We start from the raw sequence: 14,622 nt of genomic DNA, 5'->3' as shown, positions 1-14,622 counted from the left end.
ACCGAACACCGAGCGGCATCACTGGAGGAAACCAATGAACGAGCTATGGCACCCGCAACTGGGCGAGTCCGAATCGAGGTGGCAACAGCAGGCGCAAGCGTTGGCGGCGCAAGCGTTTGCGCCGTTGGCCGAAGAAATCGACCGCGAGCAGCGCTATCCCGTGGAGCATCTCTCCAAGCTGCTGGACGCGAAGATTTCGGGCATGTTCGTGCCGAAGGCATACGGCGGCGAAGGTGCGTCGCTGACTGCCGTGGTCGCCGTGGTCGAAGCCGTGGCACAAGCTTGTGCGTCGACGTCAGCGATTCTGGCGGCGCTGGCGCTGGGCGCGTTTCCGATTCTGCTGGCAGGCAGCGAAGCCCAGAAGCAGACGCTGCTCGGGGGCCTGGCCCGGCGCGGTGATGCGGTGAATTTTGCCCTCAGCGAACGCGAAGCGGGTTCCGACCCGTCAGCCATCCAGGCGACGGCCGTGCGCGAAGGCGGTGGCTGGCGTATTCGTGGCGAGAAGTGCTGGCTGGGCAACGGCGGGCACTCGGAGCATTTCATTGTTTTTGCGCGCACGGGCGGCGTGGCGGCGCGCCATGCGATTTCTGCGTTCGTGGTGCCGCGGGATACCGCGGGTCTTGTCGTCGATTTCTATGAAGACAAGATGGGTATCCGTGGCACGACGACGACCAACCTGAGGCTCGACGTCTGGGTGCCGGCGGACAACCTGGTCGGAGCCGAAGGCGATGGCCTCAAGCTGGCGCTGGCAACGCTCAGCGTCGGGCGGGTGGTCGTGGCGGCCCAGGCCAATGGCATCGCCCTGTGTGCGTACGACTCGGCGCGGCGCTACGCGGTGATCCGCAAGACCTTTGGCCACACCCTGATTGACCATCAAGGCGTCGGCTTCAAGCTGGCCGATGCGGCCATGAACCTGTCAGCGGCGCGCATGTTCACGTATGAAGCCGCGCGCGGCTATGACGAGGGCAAGGACATCGGAACGCTCGCGGCGATGGCCAAGCTCTATGCCAGCGAAGTGTCCCACGACGTCGTGGACGATGCGGTTCAGATTCTTGGCGGCCGGGGCTACGTGAAGCCGAATGTCGTGGAACGCTGCTATCGCGACCAGCGCATCGTCGAGATCTACGAGGGCACGTCCGAAATCCAGCGCATCGTGCTTGCACGCGCAGTCAAGAAGGGTGCGCTCGCAGATATCGAGGCTGCCAAATGACACAGGCGAAACCCATGCGCGGCGACATGCCGAACCCAGGTCTGGACCAATGCCAGCCGCAGGCAGGCTGGCGGGCCGTCGCCGGGCTGTACCACGCTTTCTTCACCGGTATTGTCCTGTCGACCGTGACCCGCAAGGGCACGCCGGCGGCAGCCGAGCTGGTGTATGAGATCTTCTGCCGCCAGCGCCGCGAACGTTTCCTGGCCGGACTGCGCAAGCTCGGCATCGACGGACTTCCGGCGGCGGTGGCAGCGGCCCAGTATCACTACCTCTCCAACCATATCGGCGGCGTGGCCGTGCAGTACATGCATGAGAGCGACAGGAAGGCCTGGATCCGCTACAACGCCCCGCGCTGGATCTGGTCTGGCACGGCGCTGTGTGGCATCCCTTCCGAAGTCTCGCGGGCGATGCTCGCGGGCTGGCATGCCCAGAATGGCGTGACCCTTGGCAATCCGCGCTTGGGCTTTGTCTGCACCAAGCAGGCGGCAGACGGCCAATCCGGTCTCGAGGGCTACTACTACGAGTACGACCATGACCTCGCGCCCCATGAACGGCTGCGCTTCGCACGCAATGAAGACGCTCCGGATTTCGATGCTGCCGCGGCACCGACGCTGCCTACCGATACATGGCCGCAAGCGCGGCTCGACAAGGCAAGGCGCAACTACGCGATGGAGTACGTGCGCACCGCGCTTCCTGTCGCGGCAAACCTCTGGGGTCCGCATGAAGCGGAGCGGCTGCTGCGCCTGACGGCAAGGATGATCGGCATGCAGTTCTATCACGAGACCGCTGCGCAGCTCCGCACGCCTGTCGACCAGTCTGCCGCCAGCTTCGCCACGTTTATGGAGAGACTGGCTCGCGCCCAGGATGATGCGTGCGAGATCGGCGGCTTCGGTAGCCAGGTCTATCAGCGCGGCTGGACGCTGATGGATCCGGTGTCCGATGCACATCCGTGCGTGGCCGACGCATGGTGTGGCCTGTTCGAAGGGGCCCTCGCGGCGCACAACCACCGCCTGTCCCTGAAAACCACCTGGCACAAGGGCAAGGAGGGCTATGCCTTTGAGTGGGCGATCGAAGGGGACTGAAATGGCCGATGCAAGCAAAGCTGAATTCGCTCAGGGGGCGCTCTCCGGACTGCGTGTCGTTGATGCATCGCGGGTGCTGGCCGGCCCGCTCTGCGGGCAGATTCTTGGCGACCATGGCGCGGACGTGATCAAGATCGAGGCGCCCGAGGGCGATGAGTGCCGGGGCTTCGGCCCGCCTTTCGTAGACGGCGCATCCGCCTACTTCCGCGCCGTCAACCGGAACAAGCGCAGCATGATCCTCGACATGAACGTCGAGGCCGACAGGGCCACCTTCTGGCAGCTGCTGGAGACGGCCGACGTCCTCATCGAAAACTTCAAGGCGAGCACGCTGAAGACATGGGGCATCGACAATCCGTCCAGCATTACGGAACGTTTCCCCCGGCTCATACACTGCCGCGTCACCGGATTTGGCGACGATGGTCCGCTGGGGCAACTACCCGGCTACGATGCGGCAGTGCAAGCCATGGCGGGCCTGATCAGTATCAACGGCGAGGCGGAGGCCCAACCTGTTCGCCTGGGCGTGCCGGTGGTGGACCTGACGACGGGCATGAACGCCGCAATGGCTGTATTGCTGGCCTTGAATGCGCGCAACCAGACCGGCCGCGGTCAGCTTGCCGATGTGAGCTTGTACGACTCCGCAGTGTCGGTCGCCCATCCGTTCCTGACCAACTTCCTGGCCTCCGGGGTGACCCCGAAGCCAACGGGAAACAGCCATCCCAATATCGTTCCGTACGACATTTTTCAGACCGCGACGTGTCCGTTGTTCGTCGCGGCAGCCAATGACCGCCTGTTCGGGAAGCTGTGCCAGGCATTGGGCGCCCGGCACCTGGCAGAGGACGAGCGCTTTGCCACCAATCGCCGGAGAGTGGTCAATCGCGAAGCGCTGACCGCCGCGTTGTCCAGGGCCTTCGCCGCTGTGGACGGCGAATCCTTTGGCAAGGCGTTGCTGGCCCGGAACGTGCCGGCCGCGCCAATCCTCAGCATTGCAGATGTTGCCGGGGCACCTCACACCCTGCACCGGCAGATGGTGGTCAGGCAAGGCGACTACGTCGGTCCCGGTGTTCCGATCAAGCTGAGGGGGACGCCGGCGTCGATTCGTAGCGGTGCGCCGGCGTTGGGCAGCTTGAAGGAAGCAGGCAACGAAGCGACCGCCGTCTGGATGAAGTGATTCGTCAGCAAGCAGAGAAAAATGACAGGAGACAGAAATGAAGCGCATCGTTCAAGCTGTGTTCTTTGGTACCGCACTGTTGGCCAATGCAGCGGTCTTCGCGGCGGACGCGTACCCGGGCAACAAGACCATCAAGATCGTCGCGGCGTTCTCGGCAGGCAGCGCCACCGACACCAGCGCCCGCATCCTTGCGGAAGAGCTCCGCAAAGACCTGGGGACAACGGTAGTCGTTGAGAACCGCCCCGGGGCCCAGGGCGTCATCGGTACCGAATACGCGCTCAAGTCACCGAAGGATGGCTATACCCTGACCATCTCGAGCAGCTCCATCAATTCGATCAATCCCGGGCTCGTCAAGAATCTTCCGTACGATGCGACGCAAGACTTCACCCACATTGCCCGCCTTACGACCATGCCGGCATTGCTGCTGGTTCGGCATGACAGCGAAATCAAGACGGTGGCGCAGCTTGTGGAGCGCGGCAAGAGCGGCAAGCTGAATTTTGGCTATGGCTCGCCCGGTGGCCAGGTTGCGGCGGAAGCGTTCAACCGGATTGCGGGGTTTCAGGCCGTTGGCGTCTCCTACAAGAGCCAGCCTCCGGCGCTGACCGACCTCGCTGGCGGACAAATCGACTATGTCGTCGGCGACCTGTCGGTGGCAACGGCGCTCATGAAGGGCGGAAAGATCCGTGCGCTTGCGGTCAGCACGGAACATCGCCTGCCCGAGTGGAAGAACGTCCCCACGTTTGCGGAAGCGGGCTTCAAGTCCTACGACCTGGTTTTCTGGGTCGGGCTTGCCGGTCCGGCAGGAATTCCACCGGAAATCGTGCAACGCCTGAATGCGTCGGTCAACAAGGCACTGGCCAGGCCTGAAGTTCGCGAGCGCTTCATGGGCATGGGGATGGAGGTCGCACCGAATGGGGTCGAGGCCCAGCAACAATTTGTGCGCGCTCAGCTTCAAAGCTGGGCGACCCGAATGAAGGAGGCAAAGATCAAGCCGGAGTGAGGATGTGCAAGGCGCGGCACTGTGCCTTTGGATGATGGGTCCTGGCGAGTTCGCGCCAGGGAATCCTTGCCGGGCCATGGTCTCTAAGCTCCAGGCATTACCACAGGAGCCCTGGCAAACATGGCAGCCAACACGCAATACGACGTACTCGACACCGGCGCCGGCAAGCCGGTCAAGCTGTGGACCCGCGGCGTGCCGGTGGAGAGCGCCGCGCGCGAGCAGCTGGTGAACACGGCCCGGATGCCGTTTATCTTCCGCCATCTCGCGGTGATGCCGGACGTACATTTGGGCAAGGGGTCGACCATCGGCTCGGTGATTCCGACGGTCGGCGCCGTCATTCCCGCGGCAGTGGGCGTAGATATCGGCTGCGGCATGATGGCGGTGAAGACCTCGCTGACCGCCGCCGACCTGCCCGACAACCTGGGCCAGTTGCGCAGCGCGATCGAGCACGCCGTGCCGCATGGCCGCAGCGCGCAGGGCGGGCGGCGCGACCAGGGTGCCTGGGGCAATGCGCCGGCGCATGTCGACGCCGCCTGGGCCGAAATGGCGCCGGGCTTTCGCCGCATCACCGACAAATACCCGCACCTGGCGCGCGCCAACCATCGCAACCACCTCGGCACGCTGGGCACCGGCAACCACTTCATCGAGGTGTGCCTGGACGAGGCGCAGTCAGTCTGGTTCATGCTGCACAGCGGCTCGCGCGGCATCGGCAATGCCATCGGCACCACCTTTATCACGCTGGCGCAGCAGGACATGCGCCAGCACCTGGCCAACCTGCCGGACCGGGACCTGGCTTACCTGGTGGAAGGCTCCACGCACTACGAGGACTACATCTACGCGGTGTCATGGGCGCAGGCCTATGCCCGCCGCAACCGCGAGCTGATGATGGAGGCCGTGCTCGCCGCGGCGCAGCGGGTGCTGCGCAAGCCGTTCCAGGCGCAGCTGGAAGCGGTGAACTGCCACCACAACTACGTGCAGAAGGAACACCACTTCGGCGCCGACGTGCTGGTCACGCGCAAGGGCGCGGTCAGTGCGCGCGCCGGCGAGCTGGGCATCATCCCGGGCTCGATGGGCGCACGTTCGTTCATCGTGCGCGGCAAGGGCAATCCGGAGTCATTCTGCTCATGCAGCCACGGCGCGGGCCGCACCATGAGCCGCAGCGAGGCCAAGCGCCGCTTCACCGTGGCCGACCAGCAGCAGGCCACGCAAGGCGTGGAATGCCGCAAGGACGCCGCCGTGATCGACGAGATCCCGATGGCGTACAAGGACATCGATGCGGTGATGGCGGCGCAGGCGGATTTGGTGGAGGTGGTGCATACGCTGCGGCAGGTGGTGTGTGTGAAAGGGTAGCGCAGGCGTGGGCGGTGCCCGGGATGTCAATCGACGCGCAGGCTGATCTTGGCTGTGAACTTCTGCCAGCGATCGATGTCGGCGTTCACCAGCTTCTGGAATTCAGCGGGTGTGCTGGTGGTCGTGGCATAGCCGAGCTGTGTCAGCGATGCCTTGATCTCCGGCTTGGCAATGGCCCTGGCGATTTCCGCGTTCAGCCGCTGCACGATCTCCGGGGGCGTATTGGCCGGGGCGAGAATGCCGAACCACTGGTCGACGTCATAGCCGGCCACGCCTAGCTCGCTGACAGTGGGCACGTCTGGCAGGAACGGCGAGCGGGCCTTCGACGTGACGGCCAGCGCGCGCAGCTTGTTGCTTTTCAGGTAGGGGATGGTGTTGGTGAGTGTGTTGATGCTGACGTCGGCCTGGTTGCCCAGCACGTCGGCGATGGCGGGGGCGCACCCTTTGTACGGCACGTGCAGCATGTCGATCTTTGCCGACACCTTCAGCAACTCGCCCGCCAGATGCTGCGGGGTGCCGTTTCCGCACGACGCATAGCTAGGTGGCGAGCCGCTCTTGCCGGCGCCCATCAGGTCTCCGAAGGTGCGGAGTTTCGAATGCGAGGGGACGGCGATCACCGACGGCACCGAAGCGAAGGTGATGATGGCGCTGAAATCGGATCTGGGATTGAATTGCAGCTTCTTGAATACGCTCGGGTTGATGGCGAAGCTGCTGTTGACGATGAGCAGCGTGTAGCCGTCGGCCGGGCTCTTGGCGACGAACTCCGCGCCGATATTGCCACTGGCGCCAGGGCGGTTGTCGACCACTACCGGCTGGCCCAGCGATTTGCTGATGTCGGCCCCGATCAGTCGCGCCAGCGAATCGGTGCCTCCTCCGGCCGGGAAGGTCACCACCATGCGGATGGGCTTCTGCGGGAAGGGACTTGCGATGTTTGCCTCGGCGCGCCCTGGCACGGTTGCCAGGCTGCCCGCGACAAAGAGCAGCGATGCCAGACTGCTGACGACGGATAGGGGTCTCATTGATATGCCTCGTCGGTTAGGGCGGGGGATGGGGGAAAGCCGGTCAATCGGGATCTATACGAACGGCCTCGCCGCACTCGCCGTCCGCGCGTGCCAGTGCGGCTGCCATCGCAAGTGCCGCCTCGCTGCCGGCATGGATGCGGTATAGAGGTTGTCCTTGCGCCACCCTGGCCCCGATTTCGCATAGCAGGTCGACGCCCGCTCCAGCGTCGCGCGGCGCCCCGGCGGCGCGCGCGACGCACGAGATCTGCAGTCCATCGATGGCCACCACGCGGCCATGAACGGATGCGTTCACCATGTGCGTATGCGCACCGGGCGCCACGGGATCGGCGCGCTTGCCCTGCGCGGCGGTAATGTGGTCGAACGCGGCGTTTGCCTCGCCTGCACTCAGCAGCGACGTTGCAATGCGCAAGCCCTCGCCAGCCGAACCCACGCGCGGATCGAAGGCGATGATTTCGGCGGCGAAGCGCAAGGCCTTCTCGCGCAGGTCCGCGGGGGCGCGCGGATCGTTGGTTAGCACCTGGCGAACATCCCGAACTTCAAGTGCGGGCCCGATGCCGCGGCCGATCGGACGGCTGCCGTCCGTTACCAGCGCGCGCACGTGCAGGCCGAGCCCCTTGCCGACGTACTCGAACATCTCGCCGAGCGCCTCGGCGTCGGCGCGCGTGGTCAGCTTGGTCTGCGGGCCATAGGGCAGGTCGACGATGACGTGCGTGGCCCCGGCGGTGTACTTCTTGGACAGGATTGACGCTACCGACCAGCGCCGCGAATCCAGGCGCAGTGGACGCGTGATCGCGTTCATCACGTCGTCGACCACGGAATGGTTCAGGCGGCCGTTCCATGCGATGCAGGCGCGTGCCTGCGCCACGCAGCGGCGCACGTCTTCATACGCCAGGTCCACGCGCGCCACGGTTTCCATGGCATCAGCGGTACCGGCGGCGGAGGTAATGGCGCGCGACGACGTCTTGGGCATGGCCAGCCCGTACGCAGCGACGATCGGTACGACGATCAACGTGATGCGGCTGCCGGGCACGCCGCCGATGGAATGCTTGTCGACGACGATCGGCTCGTCCCATTCGATGCGCGGTGTGAATGCGGTACGCGCGCGTGCCAGTGCCACCACTTCCTCGTCGCCCAGCGAGCGGGCGGCGGCAACCAGGAACTCGGTCAGCTCGGCTTCGGTGTATCGTCCCTCAATGGCGTCCCGCAGCACGGCAACGTAGGCCGCTTCGTCGAGCGGCTCGCCGCGGAGCTTCGCCATCAGGTTGGTGCGGCTGGACGGTGCTCCGGCGCCGGATACACGCGTGCCGTGCCGCAGCGCCTGGACGAAACGGGCCCTGCCCACCTCCAGCGTGCTGTCGTTCGACACGGTGATGCACGTGACATCCGGCGGCAGCGCCGCACCGGTCCGCGCCACGCGCCTGGCAACCTGCTCGCCCGATTCACGCCCGCGCGCGGCAATGCGTCGCGCCAGCACGTCTTGTGGTGCCGTCACCAGGACGACCACGAAGCGTGGCAGGCGCCCGGCCAGTTCCGCGATCACGGCGCGCGAGCCGTTGGCGACGACGTTGCGTCCCCGTTCCAGCTCGGACATCAGCGAACGTGGCAAGCCATAGCGCAGGTCGTGCGCATCCCACGTTACCAGGAATTCCCCGCTGCGCTGGCGCCGGGCGAACTCTGCCTCCGAGACAGCTTCATGTGCTTCGCCGGCGGCGCCATCGGGGCGCGTGATCACGCGCCGGGCAAACACGTAGTTGTCATCGAGCGCTGCCCGTGCGCCGTCCATCAACGAATCCTTGCCCGCGCCACTGGGGCCCACCACAAAGAAGAACGTGCCGCTCGTGCCCATGCTAACACCTTAGATGTCGAAGTTATTTGAGAATGCTAGCACCCGCCGTGGCACTGTCAAGGAAAGTTCGATGTCTAATGTTATGCAAGCAACGGACCAGCACCTGCAAAGCCAGCGTGTACGCGGGATTTGCGCCTCCGTAGGGGAAAACACGGGTAAGCGACGTGCGCGGTCGTAGTGCCTTTTGCTTCGATTGCGCGCATGGTGCACCGATGGAGTGGACGCTACACCGGCGTGGGGAACGCCGGCGCACCGCAGCGCCGCGCGCGCGACGGAAGCGCTATCATGTGCGCTGTTGCGGGCACCAGCTGGGCCGGTGCCGCATGGATGCGTTTCACTTCCTGCTTACCACTATGGCCACAAGAAAGCCGGACGCCCCGGTCGCAATCACCCCACCGGAAGAAGCCGATGAAGAGCGGCTTGCCCACTTGGTGAAAGACGCCGCGCGCGCGTATATCCGGGCACTGCAACTGCGCCTGGCGGAACATTCCGTGTCATATGGGCACTGGACCATCCTGCGTATTCTGTGGCGCCATGACGGCCTGTCGCAACGCGAACTGAGCGAGCGCGCCGGCGTGACCGAGCCGACTACGTTTGCGGCGGTGAAGGCGCTGGAGGCGCTTGGCTACGTGGAACGCACGCATCTGCCCGGCAACAAGAAGAAGGTGCACGTCTTCCTCAGCAAGACCGGACGCGCGCTGCGCCGCAAGCTCGAACCGCTGGCCACCGAGGTCAATGAACTGAGCGTGGAGGGAGTGAGCGAGGAGGATGTGCTGACCACACGCCGCGTCTTGATCACCATCGCCAAGCGCTTGGTTGCCGATGAGATCGCTTCCGCGGAACATGGCAGGCGTGTGCCATCTACGCAGGAGGTGGGGCGGCTGCTGTCCGATCTGTAGCCCGAGCGGCCGCTGCCAATGAAAAATGCCCCCGCCGGCGCGGCAGGCGAGGGGGAATGCCTTGGGTAGAAGGCGTGAAACCAGTGTGCCAGCGCCGCCCCGGGCAAGCGCCGAGCTTCCGAGGTTTGGGTTTCAGGCTTCGTCCAGCCCGATATCCACCGCCGGCGCGGACTGCGTGATCCGGCTGGTCGAGATGTAATCCACGCCGGTTTCCGCCACGGCCCGGATCGTTTCGAGGCGAATGCCACCCGAAGCCTCGACCTTGGTGCGGCCATTGACGATCTGCACCGCTTCCTTCATGTCGGGCACGGACATGTTGTCCAGCATGATCACGTCGACGCCGGCGGCCAGTGCCTCGTGCACCTGGTCCAGCCGGTCGCATTCCACTTCCAGCTTGGTCAGGACCGGCAGCTTGCGGCGCACGCGCTCCACTGCGGCGGCGATGCTGCCGCAAACGGCGATGTGGTTGTCCTTGATCATCACGCCGTTGTCCAGGCTCAGCCTGTGATTCAGTCCGCCGCCGCAGGTCACTGCATGCTTTTCCAGGGCGCGCAGGCCGGGCGTGGTCTTGCGGCTGTCGATCAGCCGCGCCTTGGTATGCGCGATTGCCTGCGCATAGGTGGCGGTGTGGTTGGCGATGCCGCACAGCCGCTGCATGATGTTCAGCGCGGTACGCTCGGCCGTCAGCACGCTGCGTGCATTGCCGCTCACGTTCAGCAGCACCGCGCCCTTGCCAACCTTGTCGCCGTCGGCCACGCGGACGTCGACGGACAGGGTGGGATCGTAGCGGCTGAAGATGCGTGCTGCCACGTCGATACCAGCGATGATCATCGGCTCGCGCGCGTTCATGCAGAAAGTTCCGGTCTCACCTGGTTCGATCATGGTATGAACGGTCAGATCGCAGATGCCGATGTCTTCGGTCAACCAGAGGTCGATCAGCTTGTCGGTGGCATAGAGGTCGTACATGTAGGGCTCCTGAACGAGGGATGTTGGTACTTCTTTAATCTTAGAGATCGAAGTACATGGCCTAATACTAACGCCTTGTCCTGCCCTGTCAAGAAAAATTCGACGTCTAAGATAATGACGTGCCGGCACAGGCATGCCGACGCGCTACCGCCCGAACTGCCCCAACACCGTCCCCACCGCCTCCAGCCCCGCCTCGATCATATGCTGCATATAACTGCCCATCTGCGGCATCACCAGCATCAGCACCAATAGCCCGCCCGACAGCGTCACCGGGAAGCCCACCGCAAAGATCGACAGTTGCGGCGAGGCGCGGTTCAGGATGCCCATGGCCAGGTTCAGGATCAGCAAGGCGGCGATCATCGGCAGCGCCAGCAGCAGGCCGGAGGCGAATACCATGCCGCCGGCCCGGGCCACGGCCATGGCGCCGCCCGCGGACAGCGGGGTGCCACCGATAGGCAGGCTGTTGAAGCTGTCGACCAGCGCGCCCAGCATCAGCAGGTGGCCGTCCAGCGCCAGGAACAGCAGCACCGCGATCAGGTTCAGGAAGCGCGACAGCACCATGGTCTGGCCGCCGGCGGCGCGGTCGAAGAAGGACGCGAACGACAGGCCCATCTGCAGGCCGATGATCTCGCCGGCCTGCTGCACGGTGGCAAACACCAGCCGCATGACGAAGCCGGTGGCCAGGCCGATGCCGACTTCATTGAGGATGATCAGCAGCCCGTCGAAGGAGTACACCGGCACCACCGGCAGCTGGGCGATGGTGGGCGAGACCACCATCGCGATCAGCGCCGACAGCGCGATCTTGGCGCGCCGCGGGATGGTCGATTCACCGAACAGCGGCGCGGTGCCGATCAGTGCGAGGATTCGGAAGAACGGCCACAGGAAAGCCGCGAGCCAGCCATAGAGCTGGGCTGAGGTGAACTCGATCACGGCGGCGGGTCAGCGGGCGGGCAGGGCGGAGGGTGGGACAGGGCGGTGGGCGGCAACGGTGGCGGGCAGCGGGCGCATCGTCGCGACCGCGACGGCCGCCGTCAGTGCGCCAGTGCGGGGATGCTCTGGAACACCTCGCGCATGTAGTCGACCATCGCATTGATCATCCACGGCCCGGCCAGCACCATGGTGGCGAACAGCGCGATCAGCTTGGGGATGAAGCTCAGCGTCATCTCGTTGATCTGGGTCGCGGCCTGGAACAGGCTGACCACCAGGCCGGCGGCCAGCGCCACCAGCAGCAGCGGGGCGGCCAGCAGCAGGGTCATCTTCATCGCCTGGGTGGCGATGGTCATTACGGTCTCTGGGGTCATGGCTCGGATTCTGCGAGGATGGGCGTGCGCGCGGTGCGTCAGTTCATGAAGCTCTGTGCCAGCGAACCCAGCAGCAGCTGCCAGCCGTCGACCAGCACGAACAGCATCAGCTTGAACGGCAGCGAGATGGTGGCCGGCGGCACCATCATCATGCCCATTGCCATCAGCACGCTGGCCACGACCAGGTCGATGATCAGGAACGGGATGAAGATGGTGAAGCCGATCTGGAACGCGGTCTTCAGTTCGCTGGTGATGAAGGCCGGTACCAGGATGCTGAGCGGCACTTCCTCCGGCCCCTGCATTTCCGGCGCCTTGGCCATCTGCGCGAACATGGCCAGGTCCTTCTCGCGGGTCTGGCGCAGCATGAAGGCCTTGAGCGGCTCGGCGGCCTTGGCCGCGGCGGCTTCCAGGCTGATCTTGTTCTCGGACAGCGGTTTGTAGGCGTCGTTGTAGACGCGGTCGAACACCGGCGCCATCACAAAGAAGGTCAGGAACAGCGACAGGCCCACCAGCACCTGGTTGGGCGGCGAGGTGGCCGTGCCCAGCGCGTTGCGCAGCAGCCCCAGCACGATGATGACGCGGGTGAAGCCGGTCATCATCAGCATCGCCGCCGGCAGGAACGACAGCGAGGTCAGCAGCACCAGCGTCTGCACCGGCAGCGACCAGATCTGGCCGCCGCCCGGGGCGGGCTTGCTGATCACGCCGGGCAGCGCCGCCTGGGCCCAGGCCGGCGTGGGCGCCAGCGCGGCCAGCGTCAGCATCAGCGCCAGCAGGAACCAGAGCGGCAAGCACTGCGGGAGATGGCGCGCGGCGCCTGCATGGCGCGGCAGCTGGCGCCATGGCGTGGCACGCGGAACATTCATGACTTGAACTGAGCCTGCATGGAGCGCAGCAGCTTTTCGGCAAAGCTGCCGCCGGTGGGCGGTTGCGATGGTGCGGCGGCAATGTGCGCGCCGGTCTGGCCGGCGGCCGGGGAGCCTGCCGCCATGGTGTGCAGCGGCCGGATTTCGCCGGGGCTGACGCCCAGCACCAGCCAGGTATCGCCCACCTCAACCAGCACCAGGCGCTGGCGTGCGCCCAGCATGGTGCTGCCGACCACCTTCATCGCGCCGCCGGTGGCGTGGCGCACCAGGCCGGCACGCCGTGCCACCCAGGCCATGCCCAGGATCAGCGCGATGATGGCGAACAGCCCCAGCCCGGCCTGCGCCAGGCTGGCCGCGCCGCCGATGGCGGGCGCCTGCGTGCCTTCGGCTGCGATCGCGGCGCAGGGAAGCGCGGCAAGCGCAGCCGGCAGGGCGCGGGTGGCGGCTGTCATTTGTTCAGCTTCCGGATGCGTTCGGACGGCGTGATGATGTCGGTCAGGCGGATGCCGAACTTGTCGTTGACCACCACCACTTCGCCTTGCGCGATCAGGTAGCCGTTGACCAGCACGTCCATCGGCTCACCGGCCAGGCCGTCGAGTTCCACCACCGAGCCCTGCGCCAGTTGCAGCAGGTTCTTGATCGGCACCTTGGTGCGGCCCAGCTCCACGGTCAGCTGCACCGGGATATCGAGGATCATCTCGATATCGTTGCGGAAGCCGCTCGGCGCTTCCTTGGCCAGCGGCGGGAAGACCGTGGCGGCGGCCGGGGTGGCGGCGGCCGATGCCGGCGCGGCAGCGGCGGGGATTTCGGCGGAAGTGGCGCTGGTCTGCTCGGCCAGCGCGCTGGCCCAGTCGTCCATCGGGTCGACCGGCTTGTCCTCGATGCCGTCAGTCATAATCGGTGTCCTCGGTATCCAGGTGGGAATCGCCGTCCTGGTGATTGATCATTCGTTCTACCCGCAGCGCGTACTGGCCGTTCATGGTGCCGAAGCCGCATTGCATCACGGGCACGCCGTTCACCTTGCCGAACACCTTCTCGGGCAGCTCGATCGGCAGCACGTCGCCGGCGCGCATCGCCAGCACTTCGGCGACAGTGCTCTGCAGGTGCGCGAATTCGGCCACCAGCTCGACCTCGGCCGCGCGCAGCTGCGTGGACAGCTGCGTGACCCAGCCTTTGTCGACCTCTTTCTCGTCCTGCAGCGGATTCATCAGCAGGTCCTTGAGGGGCTCGATCATGGCGTATGGCAGGCATACGTGCAGCTGCCCGCCGACGGCGCCCAGCTCGATGTGGAAGGCGGTGGTCACCACGGCCTCGTTGTGCGTGGCGACGTTGGCAAACTTGGGGTGCATCTCCGAGCGGATGTACTCGGTTTCGATCGGATGCACGGTGCGCCAGGCATTGCCGTAGCTGGTCAGCGTCAGCTCCAGCATGCGCTGGATGATGCGCTGCTCGGTCTGCGTGAAGTCGCGCCCTTCCACGCGGGTGTGGAAGCGGCCGTCGCCGCCGAACAGGTTGTCGACCACCAGGAAGACCAGGTTGGGGTCGTAGACGAACAGCGCGGTGCCGCGCAGCGGCTTCAGGTGGACCAGGTTGAGGTTGGTCGGCATCGGCAGGTTGCGCGCGAAATCGCCGAACTTCTCGATCCTGACGCTGCCCACGGAGATGTCCGCGCCACGGCGGATGAAGTTGAACAGCGCGGTGCGCAGCGAGCGCGCAAAGCGCTCGTTGATGATTTCCAGCGTATGCAGGCGGCCGCGGATGATGCGTTCCTGCGTCGCCAGGTTGTAGGGGCGTACCCCGCCCTCGTCGGGCGCAGTCTCGCTGGCCTTGGGCGTATCGGCCTCGCCGGATACGCCCTTGAGCAGCTCGTCTACCTCGTCTTGCGAGAGGAACTTGTCGTAGGCCATCTAGTGTC

The 14,622-nt window shown here is 65.4% G+C and carries 15 protein-coding genes; 6 read left to right on the top strand and 9 right to left on the bottom strand.

The window, feature by feature from the left end; genetic code table 11:
* Nucleotides 1-34 precede the first annotated feature (34 nt).
* The 5 genes from LIN44_RS21750 (at nucleotide 35) to LIN44_RS21730 (ending at nucleotide 5,810) form a co-directional block, all read left to right on the top strand.
* A complete protein-coding gene (locus tag LIN44_RS21750) occupies nucleotides 35-1,210 on the top strand; it encodes an acyl-CoA dehydrogenase family protein (RefSeq protein ID WP_227316298.1) in 1,176 nt (391 codons plus the stop codon).
* 14 nt (nucleotides 1,211-1,224) lie between these two features.
* Nucleotides 1,225-2,292 (top strand): hypothetical protein, encoded by a 1,068-nt coding sequence (locus LIN44_RS21745; protein ID WP_227316297.1) that lies wholly within the window; start codon nucleotides 1,225-1,227, stop codon nucleotides 2,290-2,292.
* 1 nt (nucleotide 2,293) lies between these two features.
* Complete coding sequence (locus tag LIN44_RS21740) at nucleotides 2,294-3,460, top strand: CaiB/BaiF CoA-transferase family protein (RefSeq protein ID WP_227316296.1); 1,167 nt, start codon at nucleotides 2,294-2,296, stop codon at nucleotides 3,458-3,460.
* A 37-nt stretch (nucleotides 3,461-3,497) separates the two neighbouring features.
* Complete coding sequence (locus LIN44_RS21735) at nucleotides 3,498-4,460, top strand: tripartite tricarboxylate transporter substrate binding protein (protein ID WP_227316295.1); 963 nt, start codon at nucleotides 3,498-3,500, stop codon at nucleotides 4,458-4,460.
* 120 nt (nucleotides 4,461-4,580) lie between these two features.
* A complete protein-coding gene (locus LIN44_RS21730) occupies nucleotides 4,581-5,810 on the top strand; it encodes an RtcB family protein (RefSeq protein ID WP_227316294.1) in 1,230 nt (409 codons plus the stop codon).
* 26 nt (nucleotides 5,811-5,836) lie between these two features.
* Here the strand turns inward: LIN44_RS21730 and LIN44_RS21725 are convergent, their stop codons facing one another.
* Both LIN44_RS21725 and phnN read right to left on the bottom strand, forming a co-directional pair.
* Nucleotides 5,837-6,829, bottom strand: coding sequence for a tripartite tricarboxylate transporter substrate binding protein (locus tag LIN44_RS21725; protein ID WP_227316293.1), 993 nt, complete (start codon nucleotides 6,827-6,829; stop codon nucleotides 5,837-5,839).
* Between the two features lie 43 nt (nucleotides 6,830-6,872).
* On the bottom strand, nucleotides 6,873-8,678 hold the full coding sequence (gene phnN, locus LIN44_RS21720) for a phosphonate metabolism protein/1,5-bisphosphokinase (PRPP-forming) PhnN (RefSeq protein ID WP_227316292.1): 1,806 nt from the start codon (nucleotides 8,676-8,678) through the stop codon (nucleotides 6,873-6,875).
* A gap of 353 nt (nucleotides 8,679-9,031) precedes the next feature.
* Between phnN and LIN44_RS21715 the strand changes: the two genes are divergently transcribed.
* Nucleotides 9,032-9,577 carry a MarR family winged helix-turn-helix transcriptional regulator gene (locus LIN44_RS21715; RefSeq protein ID WP_227316396.1) on the top strand — a complete coding sequence of 182 codons (546 nt, stop codon included), beginning with the start codon at nucleotides 9,032-9,034 and terminating at the stop codon, nucleotides 9,575-9,577.
* 132 nt (nucleotides 9,578-9,709) lie between these two features.
* Here the strand turns inward: LIN44_RS21715 and nadC are convergent, their stop codons facing one another.
* The 7 genes from nadC to fliM all read right to left on the bottom strand — a co-directional run bounded on the left by nadC (nucleotide 9,710) and on the right by fliM (nucleotide 14,614).
* A complete protein-coding gene (gene nadC, locus LIN44_RS21710; RefSeq protein ID WP_227316291.1) occupies nucleotides 9,710-10,543 on the bottom strand; it encodes a carboxylating nicotinate-nucleotide diphosphorylase in 834 nt (277 codons plus the stop codon).
* Between the two features lie 144 nt (nucleotides 10,544-10,687).
* Nucleotides 10,688-11,473: a flagellar biosynthetic protein FliR gene (fliR, locus tag LIN44_RS21705; protein WP_227316290.1), complete on the bottom strand. Its 786-nt coding sequence runs from the start codon at nucleotides 11,471-11,473 to the stop codon at nucleotides 10,688-10,690.
* Between the two features lie 101 nt (nucleotides 11,474-11,574).
* A complete protein-coding gene (gene fliQ, locus LIN44_RS21700; protein WP_012355210.1) occupies nucleotides 11,575-11,844 on the bottom strand; it encodes a flagellar biosynthesis protein FliQ in 270 nt (89 codons plus the stop codon).
* 38 nt (nucleotides 11,845-11,882) lie between these two features.
* Nucleotides 11,883-12,605: a flagellar type III secretion system pore protein FliP gene (gene fliP / locus LIN44_RS21695; RefSeq protein WP_227316395.1), complete on the bottom strand. Its 723-nt coding sequence runs from the start codon at nucleotides 12,603-12,605 to the stop codon at nucleotides 11,883-11,885.
* Between the two features lie 98 nt (nucleotides 12,606-12,703).
* Nucleotides 12,704-13,159, bottom strand: a complete 456-nt coding sequence (gene fliO, locus LIN44_RS21690) for a flagellar biosynthetic protein FliO (RefSeq protein ID WP_227316289.1) — start codon at nucleotides 13,157-13,159, stop codon at nucleotides 12,704-12,706.
* The gene (gene fliN / locus LIN44_RS21685; protein ID WP_111520041.1) at nucleotides 13,156-13,602 is read right to left on the bottom strand and encodes a flagellar motor switch protein FliN; all 447 of its coding nucleotides are present in this window, start codon (nucleotides 13,600-13,602) and stop codon (nucleotides 13,156-13,158) included. The genes fliO and fliN overlap by 4 nt, the downstream gene beginning before the upstream one ends.
* Nucleotides 13,595-14,614: a flagellar motor switch protein FliM gene (fliM, locus tag LIN44_RS21680; protein ID WP_227316288.1), complete on the bottom strand. Its 1,020-nt coding sequence runs from the start codon at nucleotides 14,612-14,614 to the stop codon at nucleotides 13,595-13,597. Before fliM ends, fliN begins: the two co-directional genes overlap by 8 nt.
* Nucleotides 14,615-14,622: the final 8 nt, after the last annotated feature.

The organism is Cupriavidus sp. MP-37 (genome assembly GCF_020618415.1).
In the GTDB taxonomy this organism is placed as follows: domain Bacteria; phylum Pseudomonadota; class Gammaproteobacteria; order Burkholderiales; family Burkholderiaceae; genus Cupriavidus.
This window is presented reverse-complemented; position numbering and strand designations above follow the sequence as displayed.